The sequence below is a fragment of the Martelella sp. FLE1502 genome (genome assembly GCF_053484255.1).
On the sequence record NZ_JBAKFQ010000006.1, the window covers coordinates 13715 to 40673 of the forward strand.

General features: G+C 64.1%; 22 protein-coding genes. 13 read left to right on the top strand and 9 right to left on the bottom strand.

Annotated features, from left to right (window positions below; genetic code table 11):
- Genes V6767_RS07135 through V6767_RS07145 form a run of 3 tightly spaced genes read left to right on the top strand, consistent with a single transcriptional unit; the run spans position 1 to position 3346 of the window.
- Positions 1-1110, top strand: coding sequence for an ABC transporter ATP-binding protein (locus V6767_RS07135; protein WP_448472824.1), 1110 nt, complete (start codon positions 1-3; stop codon positions 1108-1110).
- 2 nt (positions 1111-1112) lie between these two features.
- Positions 1113-2597, top strand: a complete 1485-nt coding sequence (locus V6767_RS07140; RefSeq protein ID WP_448472825.1) for a GMC oxidoreductase — start codon at positions 1113-1115, stop codon at positions 2595-2597.
- The gene (locus V6767_RS07145; protein ID WP_448472826.1) at positions 2594-3346 is read left to right on the top strand and encodes a 3-ketoacyl-ACP reductase; all 753 of its coding nucleotides are present in this window, start codon (positions 2594-2596) and stop codon (positions 3344-3346) included. Before V6767_RS07140 ends, V6767_RS07145 begins: the two co-directional genes overlap by 4 nt.
- An 82-nt stretch (positions 3347-3428) precedes the next feature.
- Here the strand turns inward: V6767_RS07145 and acs are convergent, their stop codons facing one another.
- On the bottom strand, positions 3429-5387 hold the full coding sequence (acs, locus tag V6767_RS07150) for an acetate--CoA ligase (RefSeq protein ID WP_448472827.1): 1959 nt from the start codon (positions 5385-5387) through the stop codon (positions 3429-3431).
- Between the two features lie 302 nt (positions 5388-5689).
- Here acs and V6767_RS07155 point away from each other — a divergent pair, with 302 nt between their 5' ends.
- Positions 5690-6385: a DUF1013 domain-containing protein gene (locus tag V6767_RS07155; RefSeq protein WP_448472828.1), complete on the top strand. Its 696-nt coding sequence runs from the start codon at positions 5690-5692 to the stop codon at positions 6383-6385.
- Positions 6386-6475: 90 nt separating this feature from the next.
- On the opposite strand, the gene V6767_RS07160 is transcribed toward V6767_RS07155, so the two are convergent.
- Positions 6476-6850: a winged helix-turn-helix transcriptional regulator gene (locus V6767_RS07160; RefSeq protein ID WP_330166030.1), complete on the bottom strand. Its 375-nt coding sequence runs from the start codon at positions 6848-6850 to the stop codon at positions 6476-6478.
- Between the two features lie 110 nt (positions 6851-6960).
- Here V6767_RS07160 and V6767_RS07165 point away from each other — a divergent pair, with 110 nt between their 5' ends.
- A complete protein-coding gene (locus tag V6767_RS07165) occupies positions 6961-8091 on the top strand; it encodes an NADH:flavin oxidoreductase (RefSeq protein ID WP_448472829.1) in 1131 nt (376 codons plus the stop codon).
- 27 nt (positions 8092-8118) lie between these two features.
- Here V6767_RS07165 and V6767_RS07170 read toward each other — a convergent pair whose 3' ends face one another.
- A complete protein-coding gene (locus tag V6767_RS07170) occupies positions 8119-8694 on the bottom strand; it encodes an ActR/PrrA/RegA family redox response regulator transcription factor (protein WP_448472830.1) in 576 nt (191 codons plus the stop codon).
- Between the two features lie 191 nt (positions 8695-8885).
- Here V6767_RS07170 and V6767_RS07175 point away from each other — a divergent pair, with 191 nt between their 5' ends.
- From V6767_RS07175 to pyc, 3 genes are all read left to right on the top strand, one after another.
- Entirely contained in the window at positions 8886-9425 is a 540-nt protein-coding gene (locus V6767_RS07175) for a gluconokinase (RefSeq protein WP_448472831.1), read from the top strand.
- 76 nt (positions 9426-9501) lie between these two features.
- Positions 9502-10770, top strand: a complete 1269-nt coding sequence (locus V6767_RS07180) for an MFS transporter (RefSeq protein ID WP_448472832.1) — start codon at positions 9502-9504, stop codon at positions 10768-10770.
- A 159-nt stretch (positions 10771-10929) separates the two neighbouring features.
- A complete protein-coding gene (pyc, locus tag V6767_RS07185) occupies positions 10930-14391 on the top strand; it encodes a pyruvate carboxylase (RefSeq protein WP_448472833.1) in 3462 nt (1153 codons plus the stop codon).
- A gap of 205 nt (positions 14392-14596) precedes the next feature.
- Here pyc and V6767_RS07190 read toward each other — a convergent pair whose 3' ends face one another.
- On the bottom strand, positions 14597-15478 hold the full coding sequence (locus V6767_RS07190; protein WP_448472834.1) for an EamA family transporter: 882 nt from the start codon (positions 15476-15478) through the stop codon (positions 14597-14599).
- Positions 15479-15556: 78 nt separating this feature from the next.
- Here V6767_RS07190 and V6767_RS07195 point away from each other — a divergent pair, with 78 nt between their 5' ends.
- The 4 genes from V6767_RS07195 (at position 15557) to ispG (ending at position 19535) form a co-directional block, all read left to right on the top strand.
- Complete coding sequence (locus tag V6767_RS07195) at positions 15557-16039, top strand: MarR family winged helix-turn-helix transcriptional regulator (protein WP_448472835.1); 483 nt, start codon at positions 15557-15559, stop codon at positions 16037-16039.
- A 225-nt stretch (positions 16040-16264) separates the two neighbouring features.
- Entirely contained in the window at positions 16265-17050 is a 786-nt protein-coding gene (locus tag V6767_RS07200) for a DeoR/GlpR family DNA-binding transcription regulator (RefSeq protein ID WP_448472836.1), read from the top strand.
- Positions 17047-18225: an MFS transporter gene (locus tag V6767_RS07205; RefSeq protein WP_448472837.1), complete on the top strand. Its 1179-nt coding sequence runs from the start codon at positions 17047-17049 to the stop codon at positions 18223-18225. The genes V6767_RS07200 and V6767_RS07205 overlap by 4 nt, the downstream gene beginning before the upstream one ends.
- Positions 18226-18278: 53 nt before the next feature.
- On the top strand, positions 18279-19535 hold the full coding sequence (ispG, locus tag V6767_RS07210) for a flavodoxin-dependent (E)-4-hydroxy-3-methylbut-2-enyl-diphosphate synthase (protein WP_448472838.1): 1257 nt from the start codon (positions 18279-18281) through the stop codon (positions 19533-19535).
- 259 nt (positions 19536-19794) lie between these two features.
- On the opposite strand, the gene V6767_RS07215 is transcribed toward ispG, so the two are convergent.
- Both V6767_RS07215 and V6767_RS07220 read right to left on the bottom strand, forming a co-directional pair.
- Positions 19795-20796 (bottom strand): LacI family DNA-binding transcriptional regulator, encoded by a 1002-nt coding sequence (locus V6767_RS07215; protein WP_448472839.1) that lies wholly within the window; start codon positions 20794-20796, stop codon positions 19795-19797.
- Positions 20797-21072: 276 nt separating this feature from the next.
- On the bottom strand, positions 21073-22653 hold the full coding sequence (locus V6767_RS07220) for a GMC family oxidoreductase (protein ID WP_448472840.1): 1581 nt from the start codon (positions 22651-22653) through the stop codon (positions 21073-21075).
- Positions 22654-22908: 255 nt separating this feature from the next.
- Here V6767_RS07220 and V6767_RS07225 point away from each other — a divergent pair, with 255 nt between their 5' ends.
- Complete coding sequence (locus tag V6767_RS07225) at positions 22909-23685, top strand: pyrroline-5-carboxylate reductase (RefSeq protein WP_448472841.1); 777 nt, start codon at positions 22909-22911, stop codon at positions 23683-23685.
- 246 nt (positions 23686-23931) lie between these two features.
- On the opposite strand, the gene V6767_RS07230 is transcribed toward V6767_RS07225, so the two are convergent.
- The 3 genes from V6767_RS07230 to V6767_RS07240 are packed head-to-tail and all read right to left on the bottom strand — an operon-like array spanning position 23932 to position 26794.
- The gene (locus V6767_RS07230; protein WP_448472982.1) at positions 23932-24660 is read right to left on the bottom strand and encodes an ABC transporter permease; all 729 of its coding nucleotides are present in this window, start codon (positions 24658-24660) and stop codon (positions 23932-23934) included.
- An 8-nt stretch (positions 24661-24668) separates the two neighbouring features.
- Positions 24669-25607, bottom strand: coding sequence for an ABC transporter ATP-binding protein (locus V6767_RS07235; protein WP_448472842.1), 939 nt, complete (start codon positions 25605-25607; stop codon positions 24669-24671).
- On the bottom strand, positions 25604-26794 hold the full coding sequence (locus V6767_RS07240; protein WP_448472843.1) for an ABC transporter permease: 1191 nt from the start codon (positions 26792-26794) through the stop codon (positions 25604-25606). Before V6767_RS07240 ends, V6767_RS07235 begins: the two co-directional genes overlap by 4 nt.
- Positions 26795-26959: the final 165 nt, after the last annotated feature.

The following is a 26959-nucleotide window of genomic DNA, read 5'->3' on the forward strand; positions in this document are numbered from 1 at the left end:
ATGGGTTTTCTGAAAATTGACAAGGTCACCAAGAGCTTCGGTTCCCTGACTGTCCTCCACCAGACCGATATCGAGGTCGAGGAGGGCGAATTCCTCGTGCTGGTCGGCCCGTCGGGCTGCGGCAAGTCCACGCTTTTGAACATGATCGCGGGCCTCGAGCCGGTCTCCTCCGGCGATATCGTGATCAATGGCCGCTCGATGAACGGCGTGCGCCCGGCGGAACGCAACATCGCCATGGTGTTCCAGTCCTACGCGCTCTATCCGAACATGAATGTCGCCGAAAACATCTCCTTCGGCCTCGAAATGCATGGTGTGCCGAAGGAGAAACGCGAAAAGGCGATCGACAGCGTCGCCGACCTCCTGCAGATCAAGCATCTCCTGAAGCGCAAGCCCGGCCAGCTTTCCGGCGGCCAGCGCCAGCGCGTCGCCATGGGCCGGGCGCTGGTGCGCGATCCCGACGTGTTCCTGTTCGACGAGCCGCTCTCCAACCTCGACGCGAAACTCCGCGTCGACATGCGCACCGAGATCAAGAAGCTGCACCAGAAGCTCGGCACCACCATCGTCTACGTCACCCATGACCAGATCGAGGCGCTGACGCTGTCGACCCGGATTGCGGTGATGTTCGGCGGCCATGTGCAGCAGCTCGGCACGCCGAAGGAAATCTACGACAACCCCGCCAACATGTTCGTCGCCGGCTTCATGGGCTCGCCCTCGATGAACCTGTTTCCGGCGAAGGTCACGGTCGAAGGCGGACGGGCGGTGGCGAAATTCCCGCTCACCGATGGCAGCACCGCCGAACTGCCCTTCCCCGATGGTTCGATGACCGATCATGGCGGACGCGACATCATTCTCGGCATCCGACCGGAGGCGATCACCGACGAGCTGGGGGCTGACCGTTCTTCGGATGCCGTGCATATCATCAAGGCCAGGGTCGAGGTGACCGAGCCCGCCGGCTCAGACACCTTCGCGGTCGCCGAAATGGGCGGCAAGGAGGTCACGGCCCGGTTCCGCGCCGATGTCGAGGTCAAACCGGGCGACGTGTTCCCCTTCGCCGTAAACATGGACAAGGCCGTCGCCTTCGACCCCAAAACCGAAGAGCGGCTCAGATAGACATGCGCCGCACGCCTGATGTGGTCATCATCGGTTCCGGCATGGGCGGGGCAACGCTCGCCGCGAGCCTCGCCCCTACCGGGGCCGAAATCCTGATCCTGGAACGCGGGCAGCAGATCCCCGACGACGCGCTGGCGCGCGATCCTGACCGGATCTACAGAAACAGCGCCTTCCGCTCGAATGAGACCTGGCTGGATGCGGACGGCAAACCGTTCTCGCCCGGCAATTATTACAATGTCGGCGGCAACACCAAGCTCTATGGCGCCGTGCTCTACCGCTATCGCCGGCAGGATTTCCAGGCGATGGAACACCTGGGCGGCGTCTCGCCGGCCTGGCCGTTCCCCTATGAAACGCTCGCGCCGTATTACGATGCGGCCGAGGCGCTCTATCAGGTGCGCGGTGATTTCACCGAGGACCCGACCGAACCGCCCCATGCCGGGCCATACCCCTACCCCGCCGTGCCGGACGAGCCGGCGCTTGCCGCTGTCCGGCGACGGCTGGAGAAGGCCGGGCTTCATCCGGCGGCGCTGCCGCTCGGCGTCGATCTCGATCGCTGGCTGTCGCATGGCAATGATGGCTGGGACGGTTATCCTGATACCCGCTCCGGCAAGATGGATGCCGAGACCTGCGCGCTGGCCGCCGCATTGTCTCATAACAATGTACGGATGGAGACGGGCGCCCGCGTGACCCATATGACGGCCGCCCCCGATGGCCGCCGGATCGCCAGCGTCACCTATCAGCAGGCTGGCGAAACCATCACGGTGACGCCGGAGATCGTGGCGCTCGCCGCCGGCGCGGTGCAGTCCGCCGCGCTTCTTCTGAAGTCCGGGCTTGCCAATTCCTCCGGCGCGGTCGGCCGCCATTTCATGAACCACAACGCCACGGCGATGATCGCCTATGATCCGCGCTTTCATAATGACGCGGTCTACCAGAAGACCTTCGCGATCAATGACTGGTATCTCGCCGACGGCGACAACGGTCCGCCGCTAGGCAATGTGCAGTTGCTCGGCCGGGTGGTGCCGAAAATCCTGAAGGCGACCACGCCCTCCATGCCGATGGCGCTCGCGACGCACCTCTCGCGCCATTCGGTCGATTTCTACGCGATCTCGGAGGACCTGCCGAACCCGGAAAGCCGGGTGGTGCTGAACGGCAACGACATCCAGCTGCTCTGGCGGCGCTCCAACATGGAGGCGCATAACCGACTGGTGAAGCGGATGAAGCAGGCGCTGCGGCGCGCGGGCTTTCCCGTCGTGCTGTCGCGCCTGTTCGATGGCCGCGTGCCCTCGCACCAGTGCGGCACGGCGCGACTCGGCGATGACCCGGCAACCGTCGTGCTCGATCCCGATTGCCGCAGTTTCGACCATCACAACCTCTATGTCACCGATGCATCGGCGCTGCCGACATCCGCTGCCGTCAATCCGTCGCTGACGGTCGCGGCGCTGGCGCTGAAGGCTGGAGACGCCATCAAACGGGAGCTTGCACGATGAAAACCGCGCTGATCACCGGCGGCCAGCAGGGCATCGGGCTTGGCATCGCCAGGGCGCTTGCCGGTGCAGGCTATGCGGTCGCAATCGCCGCCGAGGCCGATCCCGACAGCCCGGTCGTTCAGGATGCGCTCGCGGCCCTTGGCCCCAAGGCCCGCTACTATCGCCACGACGTGCGCGACATCGCCGCGATCCCGACCCTTCTGGACCGGGTGGAGGACGATCTCGGCCCGCTCACCACCTTTGTCTCCAATGCCGGCGTCGGCGCGCCGATCCGCGGCGACATGCTCGACCTGTCGGCGGAAAACTTCGATTTCGTGATGGATGTGAACCTGAAAGGCGCGTTCTTCCTGGCCCAGGAAGCGGCAAAGCGCATGCTCGGCCATGATCGGGGCTACCGCTCGATCATCTTCATCACCTCGGTCAGCGCGGAAATGGTCTCGATCGAGCGCGCCGAATACTGCATCTCCAAATCCGCTGCCGCCATGGCCGCAAGACTGTTCGCGGCCCGGCTGGCCCCGGAAAATATCGGCGTTTTCGACATCCGCCCCGGCATCATCGAAACCGGCATGACGGCGGGCGTGAAGGAGAAGTACACCGCCCGCATCGAAGCCGGCCTCGTGCCGGCCGCCCGCTGGGGCACGCCGGAGGACGTCGCCGCGGCCGTGCTGCCGCTGGCGCGCGGCGACCTCGCCTTCGCCACCGGCTCTGTGATCGCGGCCGATGGCGGGCTTTCGATTTCAAGGCTGTGAGGCCTGAACCCTTTCCGATAGCAAAGAGTTTACGACCTCCGCCCCGAAGACGTTCAGCCTTGTCAGAGACAGGGCTTTCGCCTTACGCTGCCTTGGACTTGTTCTGGCGGTTTTCGATCAGGTCGTCGACCACGCCGGGATCGGCAAGCGTCGAGGTGTCGCCGAGCGCGCCGAAATCGTCCTCGGCGATCTTGCGCAGGATGCGGCGCATGATCTTGCCGGAGCGAGTCTTGGGCAGGCCGGGGGCGAACTGGATCTTGTCGGGCGTGGCGATCGGGCCGATTTCGGAGCGGACCCACTTGATCAGCTCCTGACGCAGCGCCTCGTCGCCTTCGTGATCGCTCATCAGGCTGACATAGCAGTAGATCCCCTGCCCCTTGACCGGATGCGGATAACCGACAACGGCCGCCTCCGACACATAGTGATGCGAGACCAGCGCGCTTTCGATTTCCGCCGTGCCGAGCCGGTGGCCGGAGACGTTGAGCACGTCGTCGACGCGGCCGGTGATCCAGTAATAGCCGTCCTCGTCGCGCCGGCAGCCGTCGCCGGTGAAATACTTCCCCTTATAGGTGGAGAAATAGGTCTGGATGAAGCGGTTGTGGTCGCCATAGACCGAACGCGCCTGCCCCGGCCAGCTATCGATGATGCAGAGATTGCCGTCGGCCGTACCCTCCAAAACCTGGCCTTCATTATCGACAAGCTGCGGCTGGATACCGAAGAACGGCGTGGTGGCCGAACCCGGCTTCAGCGCGGTCGCGCCCGGGAACGGCGTGATCATCATGCCGCCGGTCTCGGTCTGCCACCAGGTATCGACGATCGGGCAGCGCTCCTCGCCGACCACCCGGTAATACCATTCCCAGGCCTCGGGGTTGATCGGCTCGCCAACCGACCCGAGCAGGCGCAGGCTCTCGCGCGACGACTTCTTCACCAGATCGTCGCCGGCGCCCATCAGCGCGCGGATCGCGGTCGGGGCGGTGTAGAGGATATTGACCTGATGCTTGTCGACCACCTCCCAGAAGCGGCCGGCATCCGGGAATGTCGGCACGCCCTCGAACATCAGCGTGGTCGCGCCGTTGGCGAGCGGGCCGTACACGATGTAGGAATGACCGGTGACCCAGCCGACATCGGCCGCGCACCAGAAAATCTCGCCCTCGCGATAGTCGAACACATATTCGTGGGTCATCGACGTCCAGACGAGATAGCCGCCGGTGGTGTGCAGCACGCCCTTGGGCTTGCCGGTGGAGCCCGACGTATAGAGAATGAACAGCGGGTCCTCCGCCTTCATCTTGACCGGCGGGCAATCGCCCTTGACGGTCTTGATCTCCTCGTGATGCCAGAGGTCGCGGCCGCGCGCCCAGCCGACCTTGCCGCCGGTGCGGCGGATGCACAGCACATGGTTGACCATGACATACTGCTTGGCGGCGATATCGATGGCGAGGTCGACATTTTCCTTGAGCTGGATCGGCTTGCCGCCGCGCACGCCCTGGTCACAGGTGATCACGAAGGTCGATTCACAATCGACGATGCGCCCGGCGAGCGCCTCCGGCGAGAAGCCGGCGAACACCACCGAGTGGATCGCGCCGATGCGCGCGCAGGCGAGCATCGCATAGGCTGCTTCCGGCACCATCGGCATGTAGATCGTCACCCGGTCGCCCTTCTTGACGCCGTGCTTCTTCATCACGTTCGCCATGCGACAAACCTGATCGTAAAGCTGGTTATAGGTGATCTTCTTGTCGATATAGGGGTTGTCGCCTTCCCAGATGATCGCGGTTTCCTCGCCGCGGGTCTTCAGGTGGCGGTCGATGCAGTTGTAGGAGACGTTGGTCTGGCCGTCCTCGAACCACTTGATCGAGACCCGGCCCTTGAAGGATGTGTTCTTGACCTTGGTATAAGGCTTGAACCAGTCGATCCGGCGGCCGTGACGGTCCCAGAAAATCTCCGGCTCCTCCACGCTTTCCTTGTACCACTTGTCATATTTCGCAGCGTCGATCTTTGCGCGCGCGCTGGCCGATTTCGGCACGGGATAGGTTTTTGACGACATCGTTTCCTCCTAACGGCAATTCCACGAGAACCGCTTAACCGGGCGGAATTGCGACACAATCAATAGATGGAGCGTTTTCGCGTTTCAAAGAAAGGCGGAAAGGCTCAAAAAACCGGGCTCCTCCATTGATTCCCATTCATACAGCCTGATTTGGCGAGTTCAATAAGACATTGGTCAATTGTCGTCTCGCGAATTGCATTCGGCTGGCTTTGGCTTTATATGGAGCCCCATGTTTTCCCGGAAATAGTGGCAAAGACCCACGGACCGCGACACCGGCGCGGACGATAGAAGGACTATATCCAATGGCGCAAAAGCTGCTCATGCCCAAGGCGACTGCCGTATGGCTCGTGGACAACACGGCCTTGTCGTTCGACCAGATCGCCGAATTGTGTGCTCTGCATCCGCTGGAAGTAAAGGCGATCGCCGACGGCGAATCCGCGCAGGGCATCAAGGGCCTCGACCCGATCTCCACCGGCCAGCTTTCCCGCGACGAGATCGAGCGCGCGGAAAAGAACCCGAACCACAAGCTGAAGCTTTCCGAACCGAAGGTGCGGGTGCCGGAATCCAAGCGCAAGGGCCCGCGCTACACGCCGGTTTCCAAGCGTCAGGACCGTCCGAACGCGATCCTCTGGCTGGTGCGCAACCATCCGGAACTGAAGGATGCGCAGATCTCCCGCCTGGTCGGCACCACCAAGTCGACGATCGAGCAAATCCGCAACCGGACCCACTGGAACGCGGCCAATCTCGTGCCGATGGACCCGGTGACGCTTGGGCTTTGCAGCCAGATCGATCTCGACCTCGAAGTCAGCAAGTCCGCCAAGGACCGGCCCCTGCCGTCCGCCGACGAGATGGACAATGCGACGCTCGCCTCCGCTCAGGATACCGAGAACCTGGGTTCGGGCGACGACAAGGGCATGTCGGCCGACGAAGTCTTCTCCCGCTTCGCCTCGCTCGGCAATTCGGTCAAGGATGACGACGAGAACGACGACGACCGTTAAGGCGTTTACGGCTGCGGCCGCATCACCGCGGAACGATCGAGGGGGCGCGAGCCCCCTTTTGCTTTTGGGCGGTTTACGAGCGCTGGTCGTTCAGGCCGCGCGTTCATCAAACGCGGCCTGGGCGCGGGTGATTTCGTCGCCGTTTTCCTCGGTCCAGGTGTAAAGCGCGATGACATGGGCGCGCAGCGACTGACCGAGCGCCGTCAGCTCATACTCCACGCCCACGGGCGACGTCGGCAGCACCTTGCGATTGACGACGCCATTGCGCTCGAGCTTGCGCAGCGTGTCGGTCAGCGCTTTCTGGCTGATGCCCTCGAGCTGCTTCTTGATCGCGTTGAACCGGTGCGGGCCGTAGCCGAGCATGGTCAGCACCATGATCGACCATTTGCCGGAAATCTGGTCGAGTATCTTCCGGTTGATGCAATCCACCTGGAATTTCGGGCAGTGGGACGGATCATGCGTCACGGGGTCACCTCATATATACCTAGGCAAATGATAATGCCTTATTGACACTAAGTCCATAATTTATACCTATGTCGGCACAAGTCCTCCCAAGGCTGCAAAGGAAATCCGAAATGTCAAACTCCGCCAATGAGGCCCTGTTCCGGCCCTTCAAACTCAAATCGCTCGAATTGAAGAACCGGATCGTGATGGCGCCGATGACGCGCGGCTTTTCGCCGGAAGGCGTACCCGGCCAGAACGTCGCCGACTATTACCGCCGCCGCGCCGAGGGCGATGTCGGCCTGATCCTCTCCGAAGGCACGGTCGTCGACCGCCCCAACTCCAAGAACCTTCCAGGCATTCCGGATTTCCACGGCGAAAAATCGCTTGCGGGCTGGAAAAACGTGATCGACACCGTCCATGCCGCCGGCGGCAAGATGGGGCCCCAGATTTGGCACGTGGCCAACACAATTGCCTCCGCCGATTATCCGCCGAACCCGGACGAGACCGAAAGCCCGTCGGGCTTCGTCAAGCCGGGTGAAAAGCGCGGCCACGCCATGAGCGAGGAAGACATCGCCGATACCATCGCCGCCTTCGGCAAGGCTGCTGCGGACGCCGAGCGGCTCGGCTTCGACGTCGTCGAGATCCACGGCGCGCATGGCTATCTGATCGACCAGTTCTTCTGGCAGGGCCTCAACCTGCGCGACGACCGCTGGGGCGGCGAGACCATCACCGAGCGCGCCCGGTTCGGCGCGGAAGTGGTCAAGGCCGTGCGCGAGGCGGTTTCCGACGACATGCCGGTGATCATCCGCCTCAGCCAGTGGAAGCAGCAGGACTACAATGCCCGCATCGCCACCACGCCCGACGAGATGGCCGAATGGCTGCAGCCGCTGGTGGATGCCGGCGCCGACATGCTGCATTGCTCGCAGCGCCGCTTCTGGGAACCGGAATTTCCGGAGATCGACGGCGAGGAAGGCCTGAATTTCGCGGGCTGGGCCAAGAAGCTCACCGGCGTTCCGACGATTTCGGTCGGCTCGGTCGGCCTCAACGGCGCCGATTTCCTCGGCTGGTTCGGCGGCGCCGAGGCCAATGCCAGAACGCCCGATCTCGACCGGCTCACCCGCCGCATGGAACGCGACGAGTTCGACCTGATCGCCGTCGGCCGCGCCCTGATCGCCGATCCGGAATGGGTGAAGAAGATCGAGGGCGGCGAGACCGAAACGCTCTCCGCGTTTTCACGTGAAACGCTCGGCGCGCTGGTCTAGAGCCGACATGAACATGCGCGCGCCGTGTCAGCGCGGCGCGCGTTTGGCGAGGATGCGTTGCAGGGTGCGGCGGTGCATGTTGAGGCGGCGGGCGGTTTCGGAGACGTTGCGGTCGCACATCTCGTAGACCCGCTGGATGTGCTCCCAGCGCACCCGGTCCGCCGACATCGGATTTTCCGGAAGGTCGGTCTTTTCGCCGGGCTGCTGGGTCAGCGCGTGGACGATATCGTCGGCATCGGCGGGCTTGGCGAGATAATCGAGCGCGCCGAGCTTCACCGCCGTCACGGCGGTGGCGAGATTGCCGTAGCCGGTCAGCATCACGATCCGGGTATCGGCCCGCGCCTCGCGGATGGCGGAGACCACGTCGAGCCCGCTGCCGTCCTCAAGCCTCAGATCCACCACGGCGAAGGCCGGCGGCCGCGCCTTGGCAAGCGCGATCCCTTCGGCAACCGAGCCGGCCGTCTCGATATCGAAGCCGCGCGCTTCCATGGCGCGCGCCAGCCGGCGCAGGAACGGCGCGTCGTCATCGACAAGCAGAAGGCTGCGGTCGTCGCCGAGGCCGGCGAGGTCATCATTCGGGTCGGGGGTCTGCAATGCGTTCATTTCATTGGGCCTGAAAGTAATGCCTCAACCCTTATGCCTTCGGGGAAGGCGGGGGTAAACCCCTTGCGCGTCACAAAACCGTCACCGGAGCGGCGGGGGTGTAAAGACCGGACCGGTGAAACGGCCCTGTGCTTCCATTCCGGCACGAACCATTCTAGACCATGGCCTCATACGTGCGGAGCGGGAACAGAATGAACGGTCATGACATCGCAAAGCCGGGCGCACTCCCCGACGCCATCATCGTCATGGGCGTCAGCGGCTCGGGCAAATCCTCCATTGCGCGGCGTCTTGCCGAGCGTGCGGGCCATGCTTTCATCGAAGGCGACGACCTTCATCCCGCAGCCAATGTCGAAAAGATGTCGCGCGGCATTCCGCTTCAGGATGAGGACCGCTGGCCCTGGCTGGCGCTGATCGGCGCGGAGATCGCGGGCCATCGAAAGGAGGGCGTCGTCGTTACCTGTTCGGCGCTGAAGAAGGCCTATCGCGACCGGCTGCGCCAAGCCGCCGGCGGCCCGCTGGCCTTCGTGTTCCTGGACGGCAGCGAGGCCTTGCTGAGCGCCCGCATGGGCCATCGCACCGGCCATTTCATGCCGGTTTCGCTGCTCCAAAGCCAGCTTGCGACGCTGGAGCGGCCGGATGGAGAGCCCGGCGTGGTTGTCGTCGACATCGATCAATCGCTGGAGGCGATCGTCGATGCCGCGCTTGCGGGCCTTGCGAGCGCATTCGACTGAGGGCCACGCGTTTTCCGCCTTGCCTTTCCGGCAGGCATCGGCGAACGTCGCTCAGTGGCAAGCGCGGAGGAACGGAATGACGGTGACGGCGAGCGAGCGCAGACGCGCACTCTATCTGGGGAGCATGGGCGGCGGGCTCGAATTCTATGACTTCGTGATCTATGCCTCCTTCGCCTCGCAGATCGGTAAGACCTTCTTTCCGGATGAGGCACCCGCCGCACGGCTGCTGGCAGCCTTCGCGATCTTTGCCGTCGGCTATCTCGTGCGCCCGCTCGGCGGCATCCTGTTTTCCCATTTCGGCGACAGGCACGGCCGCAAGGCCATGCTCCGGGTCTCGATCGCCGGCATGGCGGGCGCGACATTCCTGATCGCCTTCATGCCCGGCTATGCCAGCTGGGGCATTGCCGCGACCGTGCTGCTCGTGGTGCTGCGCATGGTGCAGGGGCTTTGCCTCGGCGGTGAGATCCCCGGCGCGATGACACTGATCACCGAAACCATGCCGAAGCGACGCGGGCTCGCCTGCGGCTTCCTGTTCATGATCATCAATGTCGGCATGCTGGCCGCCCAGGCCGTGCAGTGGGCGATCACGCATCTGATGTCGGAGACCGCGGTGCTGTCCTATGGCTGGCGCATCGGCTTCTTTGTCGGCGGGCTGGTGGCGATCGCGGGCTTCTTCCTGCGGGCACGGCTTTCCGAAAGCCCGGCCTTCGCCGAAATGGAAGCCCATGCCCACAAGGTGCCGCTCGCCGCGCTGTTCCGCGACAATGCCCGCGCCGTCTGGCTCGGCCTGTTCATCACCGGTCTTGGGGCCGCCACCGTGCCGCTGCTCTATCTCTACATGAATTCCTATCTGACCGATTTCCTGAAATACGATCCCGATCAGGTGGCGACCGCCGTTCTTATCGGCATCGTGCTGTTTTCGCTGCCGATGCCGGTGGCCGGCCTGATCTCGGATTTCGTCGGCATCAAGGTCCCCGCCTTCATCGCCTCGTTGATCCTGGCCGTGGCGGCGATCCCGGCCTATGTCTGGATGCATCAGGGCGTTTCCGAACTGCTGCCCGCGATGATCGTGATCTCGCTGATCGCGGCCTTCGCCTGGGGCGTGGGGCCGGTGCTGCTGACGGCGATTTTCCCGACGGATGTGCGCTATACCGGCGTTGCCTTTGTCTACAATATCGGCTTTGCGATCGTCGGCGGGCTGACGCCGCTGACGGCGACCTTCATCATCCAGCAAACCGGGTTCATGCTGGCGCCCGGCTTCCTGCTGGCGCTGTTCGCGGGTCTTGCGACGGTGGCGATCTTCCTGTCCAACGTTCTGCCCTCCGGCAGAACCGGCCGCGCGTAAACGGGCTCCGGGCACCCGCCGGGGACGCGTAGCGCGGGAACCTGTCAGATCGTCAATTCCACTTGCAGGGAATGCACGGTCGGGTTTGCGCTCGTGCCGGAGTTTGGGTATGAATTCAGTATCGCGATTTTCCCGCAGATGTCCCCTGGAGGCCCTCCCTTGCCGATCTCAAAAATTCTTGTCGCCAACCGTTCCGAAATCGCCATTCGCGTTTTTCGCGCTGCAAACGAACTGGATATCAAGACAGTTGCAATCTGGGCGGAAGAAGACAAGCTGGCGCTCCACCGCTTCAAGGCGGATGAGAGCTATCAGGTCGGCCGCGGGCCGCATCTCGACCACGACATGGGCCCGATCGAAAGCTATCTTTCGATCGAGGAGGTGATCCGGGTCGCCAAGCTCTCCGGCGCCGATGCGATCCATCCGGGCTACGGCCTGCTCTCCGAAAGCCCCGAATTCGTCGATGCCTGCGAGGCCGCGGGCCTGACCTTCATCGGCCCCAAGGCCGAGACCATGCGCCGGCTCGGCAACAAGGTCGCCGCGCGTAACCTGGCGATCGAGGTCGGCGTGCCGGTCGTGCCCGCCACCGATCCGCTGCCCGACGACATGGATGAGGTGGCGCGGATGGCCGAGGAGGTCGGCTATCCGGTGATGCTGAAGGCGTCCTGGGGCGGCGGCGGACGCGGCATGCGGGTGATCCGCGCCAAGGAAGACCTTGCCCGCGAGGTGACGGAGGCCAAGCGCGAGGCCAAGGCCGCCTTCGGCAAGGACGAGGTCTATCTCGAAAAGCTGGTCGAGCGCGCCCGCCACGTTGAAAGCCAGATTCTCGGCGACACCCACGGCAATGTCGTGCATCTGTTCGAGCGCGACTGCTCGATCCAGCGCCGCAACCAGAAGGTCGTGGAGCGCGCGCCGGCGCCCTATCTCTCCGAAGAGCAGCGCAAGGAGCTTGCCGAATATTCGCTGAAGATCGGCCGGGCCACCAATTACATCGGCGCCGGCACGATCGAATATCTGATGGATGCCGATACCGGCAAATTCTACTTCATCGAGGTCAATCCGCGCATCCAGGTCGAGCATACCGTGACCGAGGTCGTCACCGGCATCGACATCGTCAAGGCGCAGATTCACATCCTGGATGGCTTCAAGATCGGCGATGAAGCGTCATCCGGCGTTCCGCCGCAGGAGGAGATCAAGCTGCGCGGCCATGCGCTGCAGTGCCGGATCACCACTGAGGACCCGGAGCATAATTTCATTCCCGATTACGGCCGGATCACCGCCTATCGGGGCGCAACCGGCTTCGGCATCCGTCTTGATGGCGGCACCGCCTATTCCGGCGCGGTGATCACCCGCTACTATGATCCGCTTCTGGAAAAGGTCACCGCCTGGGCGCCGACGCCGCAGGAGGCCGCGCGCCGCATGGACCGTGCGCTCCGGGAATTCCGCATTCGCGGGGTGGCGACCAACCTGACCTTCCTCGAAGCGATCATCACCCATCCGCAGTTCATGGATTACAGCTACACCACGCGTTTCATCGACGAAACGCCGGAGCTGTTCGACCAGGTCAAGCGCGCCGACCGCGCCACCAAGCTTCTGACCTATCTCGCCGATGTCACCGTCAACGGCCATCCGGAAGCCAAGGGAAGGCCGAAGCCCGCCGAGGATATCGCCAAGCCGGTGGTGCCCTATATCGAGGGCGACCCTAAGCCCGGCACCAAGCAGCTTCTCGACGAGATGGGACCGGAGAAATTCGCCAAGTGGATGCGCCACGAAAAGCGCGTGCTGATGACCGACACCACCATGCGCGACGGCCACCAGTCGCTGCTCGCCACCCGCATGCGCACCCACGACATTGCCGCGATCGCCGGCACCTATGCCCGCGCGCTGCCGGAGCTGTTGTCGCTGGAATGCTGGGGCGGCGCGACCTTCGACGTCTCCATGCGCTTCCTGACCGAGGACCCGTGGGAGCGTCTCGCGCTGGTGCGCGAGGCAGCGCCCAACCTGCTGCTGCAGATGCTGCTCAGAGGGGCGAACGGCGTCGGTTACACCAATTATCCCGACAATGTGGTGAAATATTTCGTCCGCCAGGCGGCGAAGGGCGGCATCGACCTGTTCCGCGTGTTTGACTGCCTGAACTGGGTGGAAAACATGCGCGTGTCGATGGATGCGGTCGCCGAGGAAGGCAAGCTCTGCGAGGCGGCGATTTGCTACACCGGCGACATCATGAACGCCAAGCGGCCGCAATATGACCTGAAATACTACACCAACCTGGCAAAGGAACTGGAAGCGGCCGGCGCACACATCATTGCCGTCAAGGACATGGCCGGGCTGCTGAAGCCGGCGGCGGCAAAGCAGCTGTTCACGGCGCTGCGCGATGCCACAGAGCTGCCGATCCACTTCCACACCCACGACACCTCCGGCATTTCGGCCGCCACCGTGCTGTCGGCGATCGATGCCGGCGTCGATGCCGTCGATGCGGCCATGGACGCGTTTTCCGGCAATACCTCGCAGCCCTGCCTCGGCTCCATCGTCGAGGCGCTGAAGGGCCATGAGCGCGATCCGGGCCTCGACACCGGCTATATCCGCCGCATTTCCTTCTACTGGGAGGCGGTGCGCCACCAGTACGCCGCGTTTGAAAGCGACCTCAAGGGCCCGGCATCGGAAGTCTATCTGCATGAAATGCCGGGCGGCCAGTTTACCAATCTCAAGGAGCAGGCGCGTTCGCTCGGCCTTGAATCCCGCTGGCACGAGGTGGCGCAGGCCTATGCCGACGCCAACCAGATGTTCGGCGACATCGTCAAGGTGACGCCGTCCTCCAAGGTGGTCGGCGACATGGCGCTGATGATGGTGAGCCAGGACCTTTCCGTTCCCGATGTCGAGAACCCGGCGAAGGACATCTCCTTCCCGGAATCGGTTATCTCCATGCTGAAGGGCGACCTCGGTCAGCCGCCGGCCGGCTGGCCGGAAGGCTTGCAGAAGAAGGCTCTGAAGAACGAAAAGCCCTATACCGTGCGCCCCGGCTCGCTGCTGGAGGACGCCGATCTCGACGCCCTGCGCAAGGAAGCGGAGGAAAAGATCGGCCGCGAGATCGATGATTTCGAACTGGCCTCCTACCTGATGTACCCGAAGGTCTTCGTCGACTACGCCATGGCGAGCGAGACCTATGGCCCGGTCTCGGTTCTGCCGACGCCCGCCTATTTCTACGGGCTTGACGAGGGCGACGAGCTGTTCGCCGATCTGGAGCGCGGCAAGACGCTGGTGATCCAGAACCAGGCGATCACCAGCGCCGACGAAAAGGGCATGGTCACCGTGTTCTTCGAGCTGAACGGCGCACCGCGCTCGATCAAGGTGCCGGACCGGGCGCACGGCGCGGGCGCGGGCGTCAACCAGAAGGTCGATCCCACCAACGCCAACCAGGTCGGCGCGCCGATGCCGGGCGTGATCTCCACCGTCGGCGTCTCCGCCGGCCAGCAGGTCTCCGTCGGCGACGTTCTTGTCTCGATCGAGGCGATGAAGATGGAAACCGCCCTCCACGCCGACCGCGACGGCGTCATCAAGGAAGTCCACGTCAAGGCCGGCGACCAGATCGACGCCAAGGATTTGCTGGTGGTTTACGAGGGGTAGTGAACCCGCCTGCCTATCCTGTGTCATCCTCGGGCTTGACCCGAGGATCCAGGCCGGACCGCACAGTCTCGAAAATTACCATTCTGATCAATGGTTTGTGCTGCATGGATGCTCGGGTCAAGCCCGAGCATGACCCCTCTGGGCGGAAGCATCCGGGATCAGAAACTCTGAAATTCGCGGCTTGGTCAGCAGCCCGAGATCCCGGTCATTCGGCCGGGATCTTTTTGTTTGCGGGGGCGGCGGCGCGGCTGGCGGAACGGCCGATCCACAAGCTGGCGAGAACCAGAACGGCGCCGGCAACCTGCAGCGGCGACAGCGCCTGTCCGAGGATTATCCAGCCGAGCAGAACGGCGCTGAGCGGGCTCAGGAAGCCGAGCAGGGCCGCCGGTCCCGGTCCGATGCGGGCGATGCCGCGAAACCAGAAGAAATAGGTCAGCGCCGCGCCGACGAGGCCCAGCCAGACGAGACCTGCAACGGCCCTGCCGTCTGGCATCGGAAAGCCGGGCTCGACGGCAAGCGCCAGCGGCAGCAGCAGGAGACCGCCCGTGGTCAATTGCCAGGCGGTCAGCGTCAGCGGCGCGACCGGGAACTGCCATCGGCGGGTGAGCACGGTGCCGAGCGCCATCGACAGGGCGCCGCCGAAAGCGGCGGCAATGCCGAGCGGATCGAGCGTGATCGTCGATGACAGAAGCAGCAGGGCCACGCCGACAAGCCCGCCGAGCGCTGCGACGACGGCGCGCGGTCGGATCGGCGCGCCGATGAGACCCCGGGCCAGAAACAGCACGATCAGCGGCTGCGTTGCCCCGAGCGTCGCCGCCACACCGCCCGGAAGCCGGTAGGCGGCCACGAACAGCAGGCTCCAGAACAGGGTGAAGTTCAAAAAGCCGAGGACGAAGAGCTTTGGCAGCCATTCGGTCTTCGGCCATTGCCGGACAAGCAAGAGCAAGATGAGACCTGCCGGCAAAGCGCGCAACAGGCTGACGGTCAGCGGATAGCCATCCGGCAACAACTGGGTGGTGACGATATAGGTCGTGCCCCAGATGGCCGGCGCCAGCGCGGTCAGCAGGAAATCGGACGGTTTCGGCATGACTGCCTCCATTTATCTTGACGTCAAACTATATCGAATTAGTTTGACGTCAAGCTATTTTTCCGACAGGCTTTGGCCATGGATCATGTCGACAGTATTCTGGCCGAGTGGCAGGCCGAGCGCCCGGACCTCGACGCCATGCCGATGGGCGTCATGGGCCGGCTGAAGCGGCTGCAGGTACATCTCGCGCGCAATCTGGAAGCGGTTTTCGCCCGCTACGGCCTGAACGCCGCCAGCTTCGACGTGCTGGCGACGCTCCGGCGTTCCGGCCCGCCCTATGCGCTTTCGCCCTCGGCGCTGATGGACCGGACGATGGTAACCTCCGGCACCATGACCAACCGCCTCGACAGGCTGGAGGCGGCCGGCTTCATCGCCCGCCGCCGAAACCCGGAAGACGGTCGCGGCTTCTCCGTGGCGCTCACCGACAAGGGTTTCTCTCTGATCGACCAAGCCGTGACCGCTCATGTTGAAAATCAGCACAAGCTGATCGCGGCCCTCGACCCGGCCGAGCGCGCGGCCCTCGACACCCTCCTGGCGCGGTGGCTGGCCGCGTTTGAGTGAGGCTTTCTGCTTTAGGTAAAACCGATCGCTTTCTCGGTTTGCCGACAAACGCCTCCCACATTCCGGGTCATCCTCGGGCTTGACCCGAGCATGACTCAAGAACGAGGGACCAATGTCCCAAGTTGGTCAAAACCTAGTTCTTTGTCAGTAGTCCGACGTTCTGTTTATCCTTGCGCGCACATTTAATCCGTATTATGCACGTTTATGCACGATTTGGATTGATCCATGAACGACTATCTCATTCGCGAGCGGCAGGACATCATCCTCGGACGCCTCAAGGCTTCGGGGCGGGTGCTGGCCGCTGATCTCGCGGCGGAATTCAAGGTTTCGGAAGACACGATCCGGCGCGATCTGCGCGATCTCGCTGCCCGAGGCTTATGCGAGCGGGTCTACGGCGGGGCCCTGCCGATTGCGCCGGCGCGCGGCACGCTCGGCCACCGCAAGAGCCGCGATGCGGGCGAGAAGGAGATGCTCGGGCGGATCCTGTCCTCCCAGATCGAAGACGGCATGACGGTGTTTTTCGACGCTTCCAGCACCAATATCGCCGCCGCCCGCGCGCTCCCCGAAGATCGTGCGGTGACGGTGGTCACCAATGCGCCGGCGATCGCGACCGTCTTCGATGGACGCGAAAGCCAGACGGTGATCATGATCGGCGGCATGATCCATCCCGAGGTCGGCGGCGCGATCGGGGCCAAGGCGATCGCCGAGCTCGAGCGCTTCCACTTCGATCTCTGTCTGATCGGCGCCTGCGGCCTCGATATCGAGGCGGGGCTGACCTGCTTTCACTATGACGACGCGTTGTTCAAGCGCGAGGTCGCGCTCCATGCGCGCCGGGTGATCACCGCGGTGACCGCCGACAAGCTTGAAACCCGCGCGCCCTGCAGCGTTATCGCGCTGGAAGCGCTGGACGGGCTTGTCCTCGGGCCCGGCATCGCGCCCGAAAGCCGCGCCGCGCTGCTGCAGGCCGGCGTGAACCTGATCGAAACGACAGACGGAACAGCCGCCAGATGACCATTTCCACCATTGCGCCGCGCCCGCGCTACATGTCGAAGCCGCGGCTTGCGACCTCGCTGCTGTTCCTGATGAACGGCTTCGTGATGGGCTCCTGGGCGCCGAAAATTCCGGTCTTCGCCGAAAGGCTCGGCCTCTCCGAAAGCGGTCTCGGCCTGATGATCCTGACTTTCGGCGTCGGGTCGATGCTGGCGATGCCGTTCACCGGCGTGATGATCGCGAAATTCGGCTCTGCTCGCGTCGTCAAGGCCGTCGCGGCGATCTTCACCCCGATGCTGCTGCTCGTCAGCCTGGCCGGCACGATCCCGCTGGCTGTGCTGGCGCTGTTCGTGTTCGGCGGCCTGATGGCCGCGATGGATGTGGCGATGAACGGCAATGCCGTAGCTGTCGAAAAGGCCGAAGGCCGGGCGATCATGTCGTCCTGCCATGCGTTCTGGAGCCTTGGCGGACTGACCGGCGCGGGCCTCGGCGGTCTGCTGATCTCCGCTATCGGCCCGCTCGGACACGCGCTGGCCGTCACCGTCATCGGGGCCGGCATGCTTGCCTTTGCCTTTCCGAGGATTCTTGGCGATGCGCCGGAGGAAAGCGTGCGCCGGCAGAAGGTGCGTCTGCCGATGACGCCGCTGCCCTGGCTGATCGGCATCATGGCGCTGTTTTCGATGATCCCGGAAGGCGCGGTGCTGGACTGGAGCGCGGTCTATCTGCGCGACGAGCTCGGCATCACCCTGTTCGCCTCCGGTTTCGGCTATGCCGCCTTCCAGCTCGCCATGACGATCATGCGCTTTGCCGGCGACCATGTGCGCGACCGTTTCGGCCCGGTCAACACGGTGCGCTTCTGCTCCGCCGCCTCGGTGGCCGGTCTTCTGTGCGTCGGGCTTGCGCCCAACCTGGCCGTAGTTATCATCGGTTTTGCGATCACGGGCGCGGGGATTTCCAATCTGGTGCCGGTGGCATTCTCGGCGGCGGGCAACCTGCCGGGGCTGCAGCCCGGCATCGGCCTTTCGGTCACCACAATGCTCGGCTATTCCGGCATTCTGGCAGCGCCGTCGCTGATCGGCTTCATCGCCGAGCATATCGGCTTCGCGCCGATCTTCACCGGCCTGTCATTGCTGCATGTCATCGTGTTCTTCATGGCCCCGATGGCGCGCTATGCCGAGCGTGAGCGCGAGAGTTGACAAGCGCGCGGCATTGTACCACCTGAAGGGCAATGGAATATCCGGAGAAGACCATGTCGCTCGCCCGTCCGAATTACGATCCGCTGCCGCGCCGCGCTTCGGTGGCCGTCGATGTCGGCGGCGTGATCGTCGGCGGCGGCGCGCCGGTGGTGGTGCAATCGATGACCAACACCGACACCGCCGATATCGACGCGACCGTGGCCCAGGTGGCGGCCCTTTCCAAGGCCGGTTCAGAACTGGTGCGCATCACCGTCGACCGCGATGAGGCGGCGGCCGCCGTGCCAAAGATCCGCGACCGGCTGGAGCATCTCGGCCTTGACGTGCCGCTCGTCGGCGATTTCCACTATATCGGCCACAAACTTCTGGCCGATCACCCGGCCTGCGCCGAGGCGCTGGCCAAATACCGCATCAACCCCGGTAATGTCGGTTTCAAGGACAAGCGCGACAAGCAGTTCGCCGAGATCGTCGAGATGGCGATCCGCTACGACAAGCCGGTCCGGATCGGCGTCAACTGGGGCTCGCTCGATCAGGAACTGCTGACCCGGCTGATGGATGAGAATGCCGCCGCGGGCTCCCCGCTTTCGGCGCGCGATGTCACCCGTGAGGCGATCGTGCAGTCGGCGCTGCTCTCCGCCGAGCTTGCCGAGGAGATCGGCCTGCCGAGGAACCGCATCATCCTGTCGGCCAAGGTCTCCCAGGTGCAGGATCTGATCGCGGTCTATTCGATGATCGCCGAGCGCTCCGACCACGCCCTTCATCTCGGCCTCACTGAGGCCGGCATGGGCACCAAGGGCATTGTCGCGTCTTCCGCCTCCATGGGCTATGTGCTGCAGCACGGCATTGGCGACACCATCCGCGTGTCGCTGACGCCGGAGCCCGGCGGCGACCGCACCCGCGAGGTGCAGGTGGCGCAGGAGCTGCTGCAGGTCATGGGTTTCCGCCAGTTCGTGCCGGTGGTCGCCGCCTGTCCCGGCTGCGGGCGCACCACCTCGACGGTGTTCCAGGAACTCGCCTCCAAGATCCAGTCCGACATCCGCAAGAACATGCCGGTCTGGCGCGAGAAGTACCCGGGCGTGGAAGCGCTGAACGTCGCGGTGATGGGCTGCATCGTCAACGGCCCGGGCGAGAGCAAGCACGCCGATATCGGCATCTCGCTGCCCGGCACTGGCGAAACGCCCGCCGCCCCCGTCTTCGTGGACGGCAAGAAGGCCAAGACGCTACGCGGCCCCAACATCGCCGCCGATTTCGAGGCAATGGTGGCGGATTATATCGAGCAGCGTTTCGGTGCGGGCAAGCAGGCTGCGGAATAGGGGAAGCGGCTCCGCTGTTTGGACGCTGGTACGTCCGGCATCAGGCCCATATCGGGTGCGCATTCCTGTCCTGTAACGGAAAACCTCTCAGCCATAATCTCTCCCCTTGAAGGAGAGATGCCCCGACAGGGGCAGAGAGGGGTGAACCCTATCCGAGAGCACAGCGCTTGCGGCTTCTGCCCCATACCCCTCTCTGTCGCTTTCGCGACATCTCCCCCTCAAGGGGGGAGATTGTTGGGGCCTGGCCGCTCGCTCAACCTTACCTTCCCCCACTCGTCTCCCGCACCATCAGCGTTACCGGCGACAGATGCCGTTCCGGCGGGCGGTCGCCGGTTTCCAGCCAGGCGAGCATGGTCGCCGCCGCATCGCGGCCGAAGGCGCCGATGTCGCAGTGGACGGAGGAGAGCTTGGGGAAGGCCAGCGCGCATTCCTCGATATCGTCGAAGCCGATCAGCGCGATATCGCGGCCGACCGCGATCCCGGCCTCGGCAAAGCCGGCCATCATGCCAAGCGCCACCAGATCGTTGAAACAGAGCACGGCGTCGATCCCCTGACGGTCGGCGGAAAGTTTCAGCGCGGCCTCGCGGCCGAAGGCGCGGGTCGGGCGGCCGAGCAGTGTCACCGGATCGCGATCGCCGAGAACCGCGCGGTAGCCGGCCATGCGCTCCTGGGTCACCGCCCGGTCCGGCAGGCCGCCGACGAAGGCGATCTTCTGCGCGCCGCTCTCGACGAGATGGCGCGCGGCCTCAAGGCTGCCGGCCTCGTAATCGAGCGAGGCGAAGGGAAAACGAGCGGTATCGGGAGACGCCATGCGCAGCACCTGCAGCGCCGGCAGCCCGGCGCGGCCGATCCGCTCGAACACCGCGCCCTCATCGCCATAGGCCGGCGAGATGATCAGCGCCGAGACGCCGTGCTCCACCATCGAGGCGATCACCTGCGCCTGGATTGTAACGTCCTCGTCGGTATTGGCGATGACGGTGGCAAAGCCGTGTTCGGCGAAGGTCATCTGGGCGCTTGCCGCGAATTCTGCGAAGAACGGGTTGCGCAGGTCGTTGATGACGAGGCCGATCAGCCCGGCTTCGGCTCCGCGCAGGTTCGCGGCCGTGCGGTTATAGACGTAGTTCAGCGCCTGCATCGATTGTTCGACGCGCGTCCGTGTCGCCTTCTTCACCAGCGGCGAATTCTGCAGCACGAGCGAGACCGTCGATTTCGAAACCCCCGCATGACGGGCCACATCGATGATCGTCGGTCGTTTCGCCACTTCCTGTTCCCTTTTGTTTTGTCTATACCCCGCCTCGAAGGTTTGCACCCAACAATCTCTCCCCTTGAGGGAGAGATGCCCCGACAGGGGCAGAGAGGGGTGAACCCTATCCGAGAGCACGGCGCTTGCGGCTTATGCCCTTTACCCCTCTCTGTCGCTTTCGCGACATCTCCCCCTCAAGGGGGGAGATTGGCGGCTGCGAGGCCTCCGGTTGGCGGCAGTCTATGCCAGACGGGTAAACCTTTCATTTCCAGACGCGAACACCGGCGTCCGGGATCACAACCCATGCGCGCGCGCAATCATGTCGGCGGCCTTTTCGCCGATCATGATCGCGGCGGCGTTGGTGTTGGAGGAAATCAGCGTCGGCATGATCGAGGCGTCGACCACGCGCAGGCCGGCGATGCCGTTGAATTTCAGCGCGGGATCGACCACGGCGCGATCGTCACTGCCCATGCGGCAGGTGCCGGCGGGGTGGTGGTCGGTCTTGGCGTGGCGGCAGGCATAGGCGAAATAGTCGTCATCCGTCTTCACCTCGGGGCCCGGCAGCATTTCACGCTTGATGAAGGGTTTGAGCGCATCCTGATGCATGATCTCCTGCGCCAGCTTCAGGCCCCGGATCGACATCTCGCGGTCATGAGGGTCGGCCCAGTAATTCGGGTCGATCAGCGGCGCATCGGCGGGATTGGCCGATTTCAACCGCACCGAACCGCGCGAACGCGGGCGCAGATAGGCGGAGTTCAGCGTGACGCCGGGATTGACCATCTTCTCCACGCCCGCCTCGATGCCGGAGCCGAGGCCCAGATGAAACTGGATATCCGGCGAGCGCGCGTCCTGTTCCGCGTACCAGAAGCCGCCGGTCTCAAACAGGCTGGAGGCGACCGGGCCCTTGCGGGTCAGCAGATATTGCAGGCCGGCCACCGCCGACCAGAACGGTTGGGCATATTTGTCATAGGTGAAATCGCCGGCGCATTCGAGAATGGTGAAGAGATCCAGATGATCCTGCAGGTTCTCGCCGACCTCCGGATGGTTGAAGACCGTCTCGATGCCGGCCGCGCGCAGATGAGCGGCCGGGCCGATGCCGGAGAGCATCAGCAGCCGAGGAGAGCCGATCGCGCCTGATGACAAGAGCAACTCGCGGCCCGCCGTCAGCACCTCGCCGCCCGCAAGCTCCACCCCGGTCGCCCGGCCGTTCTCGATCCGGATGCGGCGGGTGTCGACGCCGGTGCGGATGGTGAGGTTTTTGCGATGGCGCGCCGGGCCGAGATAGGCTTTTGAGGCGGAGGAGCGTCGCGCATGTTTCTGCGTAAGCTGGTAGTAGCCGACGCCGTCCTGCTTCTCCCCGGTCATGTCGGCGTTGAAGGGAATGCCGAGTTCGCCGGCCGCGCGGAAATAGGCCTCGCAGATCGGCAGTGGTGCCGAAGGCTTCGAAACGCCAAGCGGCCCGCCCTTGCCGTGATAGTCGTTGTCGAAGGTGTCGTTGTCCTCGGCCTTCTTGAAGAAGGGCAGTACATCCTCATAGCCCCAGCCGGCGCAGCCCATCTGCCGCCATTCGTCGTAGTCGAGCCGGTTGCCGCGGGTATAGATCTGGGCGTTGATGGTCGAGCCGCCGCCGATCACCTTGGCCTGGGTGAAGTGGATCGACATGTCGTTCATGTGTCGCTGCGGCACGGTGTGCCAGCCCCAGCTGCCAATGCCCTTCGTCATCTTGGCGAATCCGGCCGGCAGCGTATAGAACGGATGCCGGTCCCCGCCGCCTGCTTCCAGCAGCAGCACTTTTACTTCCGGATTCTCGGAAAGCCGCGCCGCCAGCACGCACCCGGCCGAACCGCCGCCGATAATGATGAAATCATAGACCATGCAATGATCCTCCCGGGAGCGATTTAGCACAAGTTTAGGAACGTTCCAAATAAATTCTCCGTCGCGAGGTCGACGTATGTTGTTCTCAAGGTTCGCCCTGCGTGCCAGCTCTGCGCCGCTAAGGGGGAATCGGCTGATGAGGCTTCTCAAAAGATCGAACCGCCGCCGCTTTTCGGCGCTTTTCTTTTCCTTTCGGGCGTTTTCAAACCGGCGCGCGCTTTCTATGCTGCGGGGCAAACAGCAAAGGAGACCGCCATGACGATCGGGTTTATCGGAACCGGCGAAATCACCCGGGCCGTGGTCATCGGCCTTTCCACGGTCGAGGGTGAGAAGCCCGCGATCCTGGTTTCGCCGCGCAATGAGGCGATCGCGCGCGATCTTGCCGAAAGGTTCGACAACGTCACCGTCGCGGGCAGCAATCAGGATGTCATTGACGGGGCGGAGATGGTCTGCCTCGCGCTGCGCCCGCAGGATGCCGTGGGCATTCTCGAAGGTCTGACATTCGGCCCGGCGCATCATGTCGTCTCGTTCATGGCGACCTATGGCGTGGAGCAGATCGAGAAACTGACGGCGCCGGCGCAGAAGGTCACGCTGGTCACGCCGCTGCCCGCCGTCGCCTTTCATGGCGGTCCGACGCCGATCCATCCGGTGCATCAGGAGGTGGTGGACCTGTTCGAGCCGCTCGGCACGCCGGTCGCGGTTGAAACGGCAGAGGAATATCAGGCGCTCTGCGTCGCCACGGCGACGCTCGCCGGCGCGTTTGCCTATTACGAAACAATCGTCGACTGGCTGGCGGCGAAGAATGTGCCGGCCGACAAGGCGCGGGAATTTTCCGGCGCGGTGTTTTATGCGCTTGCCGCCACCGCGAAGAACGCTCCGGAGCATTCCTTCGGCGAGCTCACCAAGGAATCCGCCACCCGCGGCGGCACCAATGAACAGGTGCTGGCGCATCTGAAGGAGGACGGGGCGTACCGCGCGCTGTCGAAGGCGATGGACGGCATCTGGCAGCGGTTCGAGGACGCGAAAACCTGAATAACAGAGCGGCGCGGCGCAGGATTCCAGTTTGCTGACAAACGTCTCCCACATTCCGGGTCATCCTCGGGCTTGACCCGAGGATCCAGGCCGCCCGGCAAGGGCTGATTGTAAACCCTTGCAAATTCAGCGACTTAAACCGACTGGATGCTCGGGCCAAACCCGATCATGACACAAGAACGATGGGCCGATGACAAATGATGGTCAAGGCCTATCGCTTTGTCGGCAGCGCAGGCTTCTCTTCCCTCACGCCTGTCGCCCTGTCCGCCGCGCCATGGCGCGTTCGACCATGACAAGGCCGTCGTGGATCAGAAGCGCCAGCACGCCGACCACGAGCCCGCCCTGCAGCACGAAGGCGGTGTTGTTGGACAACAGCCCGGCGATGATGACCTCGCCCAGCGTCTTGGCCGCCACCGTCGAGCCGATCGTGGCCGTTGCCAGCGAGATCACCACCGAAAGCCTTATGCCGGCGAGGATTACGGGGAAGGCCAGCGGAAATTCCACCTGCGCCAGCCGCTGCCATCCCGTCATGCCGGCGCCGCGCGCTGCCTCCGAGACATTGCCCGGCAGGTTGGTGAGCCCCGTCAGCGCGTTTTCGAAGATCGGCAGCAGGCCGTAGAGAAACAGTGCGATCAGCGTCGGGATCGGCCCGAATCCGAAGATCGGCACGGCCAGCGCCAGCACGGCGACCGGCGGAAAGGTCTGGCCGATATTGGCGATCGAGCGCGACAGCGGCAGGAACTCGACGCCGAAGGGCCGGGTGACGATGATGGCGAGGCTGACCGAAAACAGCGTCGCGGCGAGCGTTGCGAGCCCCACCAGCGCAAGGTGGCTGAGCGTCAGCGACAATATGCTGGATTGAGTGTAGATCGCCGGCGCGTTGTTCTGCGTGAACGGCGCGAACACCGGCGCGAAGGTCTCGGGCGTGACGATGAAGGTCACGAGCAGCGCCAGAAGCGCCAGCCTTGTGAGCATGGCAAGCTTCATGAAGCCGGACCTTCCGCCCGCTGCAACAGCCTTTCGCGAGTAATGCGGCCGATGATGACGCCGTCGCGTTCGACCGGCACGGCATCGCGTCCGGACCAGAGGATCTGCGCCAGCGCGTCCCTGAGGCTCGCGGTGTCGGCGATGGGGGGACCTTCGGCCGGCCCTTCCTCCACCATTTTTGACGCCGCCGTCAGCGACAGCATGCGGAAGGCCTTGTCGCCGGTGCCGAGCAGTTCATTGACGAAATCGGAGGCCGGGTGGGCGATGATTTCGGCGGGCGGCGCATATTGCAGCAGCTTGCCCTCATGCATCACGCCGATCCGGTGGCCGAGCAGGATCGCCTCGTCCATGTCGTGGGTGACCAGCACCACGGTGGTCGAGAACTGGCGCTGGATCTTGAGCAGGTCCTCCTGCGCCTTGGCGCGGATGATCGGGTCGAGCGCGCCGAAGGGTTCGTCCATCAAAAGCAGCGCCGGCTCGGCGGCAAGCGCCCGGGCCACGCCGATGCGCTGCTTCTGGCCGCCGGAAAGCTCCTGCGGCATGCGGTCGCGATAAAGCTCGGGCTCGAGGTTGAAGAGGGTCAGCAACTCGTCGACGCGGTCGTCGCGCTTCTTGCGGTCCCAGCCGAGCAGTTTCGGCACGGTGGCGATGTTTTCGGCGACCGAGCGATGCGGAAACAGGCCGTGGCCCTGGATCGCGTAGCCGATGCCGCGTCTCAGCTCATAGGCCGGCAGGTCGCGATTGTCGCGGCCATCGATCCGGATCGTGCCGGAGGTGGGTTCCACGAGCCGGTTGATCATTCGCATCAGCGTGGTCTTGCCGGAGCCGGAGGTCCCGACGATGGCCGCGAGTTCGCCGCGCTCGACGGTGAGCGAGACATTGTCCACGGCCCGCGCCTCGCCATAGACCTTGGTGACGGCATCGATCTCAATCATGGGCGGCGGACCCTTTTCTTCTGGCTGACTTCAACGAGGGCGTCGAGGATGATGGCTGCGGCAAAGGCCATGCCGACCACCGGCAGCGCGCCGAGCAGCACGAGGTCGGTCGCGGTTTGGCCGATGCCCTGGAATACGAAGGTGCCGAAGCCGCCTCCGCCGATCAGGCCGGCGATCACGGCGAGCCCGATATTCTGCACCAGCACGATGCGGATGCCGGTGAGGATCACCGGAAAGGCGAGCGGCAGCTCGATCTGGAACAGCAGTTGCGGGCCGGTCATGCCCATGCCGCGCGCGGCGTCGCGGGCGTCACGCGGCACGCTGTCGAGGCCGGCGACCGTGTTGGAGACCACCGGCAGCAGCGAATAGGCAAACAGCGCCACGATCGCCGGCGCAAAGCCGATGCCTGCAATGCCGAGCGCTGCGGCCCCCGGCACGGTGCGGCCGATCCAGGCCAGCGGCGCGATCAGAAGCCCGAACAGCGCAATCGAGGGAATGGTCTGCAACACGTTCAGGGCGTTCAGAATGCTGGCGCGCACCGGCGGCGTTCGAAAGCACAATATGCCGATGGGAATGCCGATAACCGTGGCTGCCGCGAGCGATCCGAAGGCGAGCGCCACGTGAATGCGGCCCTCGCGCCAGAAGGCGTCGGCGCGGTTTTCATATTCCTTGATGATCGAAAGCTCGTTCCATGCCCCCGACCAAAGCAGCGCCCCGATCGCGGCAATCGCCGCGAGCAGAAAGATGATCCTGGCAAGCGGCGAGAGCTGTTTGCGCACGATCGCATCGGCCATCGCGATCGAAAACGCGAAAAGCATGATCCAAAACCCGCCACCGGGCGAAACGCGGGCATAGGGATTGTCGTCCGGCATCAGGTAGTAGCCGGCGCGCCCGACCATCAGCGCCAGCACCGCAATCGCGGCCACCGCTGCGGCCAGCCGGAGGTTCACCGGGGTTTTCAGCAGAATGACGACAACCACAGCCATAAGAAAGGCGATCAGCGCGATCGCCTGCGCCATCGGCATCGCCGCCCAGAGCATGACGCCCTCGGCGGAAACGATGCGGTTGGCCCGCGACAGCGAGAAGGGCTGCAGAAACAGACCGGCAAGCGCGATCGCCGCAACGATGACGCCAAGCTTGTCGAGCCTTCCGGCCGCGCTCGTCTCTGTCTCGGTGATGGCTGACATGTTCTGCCTTTCGGCTGTCGGTCGGTGTTCCGTCGGGGCGGACGATCTTGCTCCAAACAATCTCTCCCCTTGAGGGAGAGATGCCCCGACAGGGGCAGAGAGGGGTGAACCTTCTCCTCCTACTCGGAGACTGCGGCTTTTAGGGCTTACGCCCTTTACCCCTCT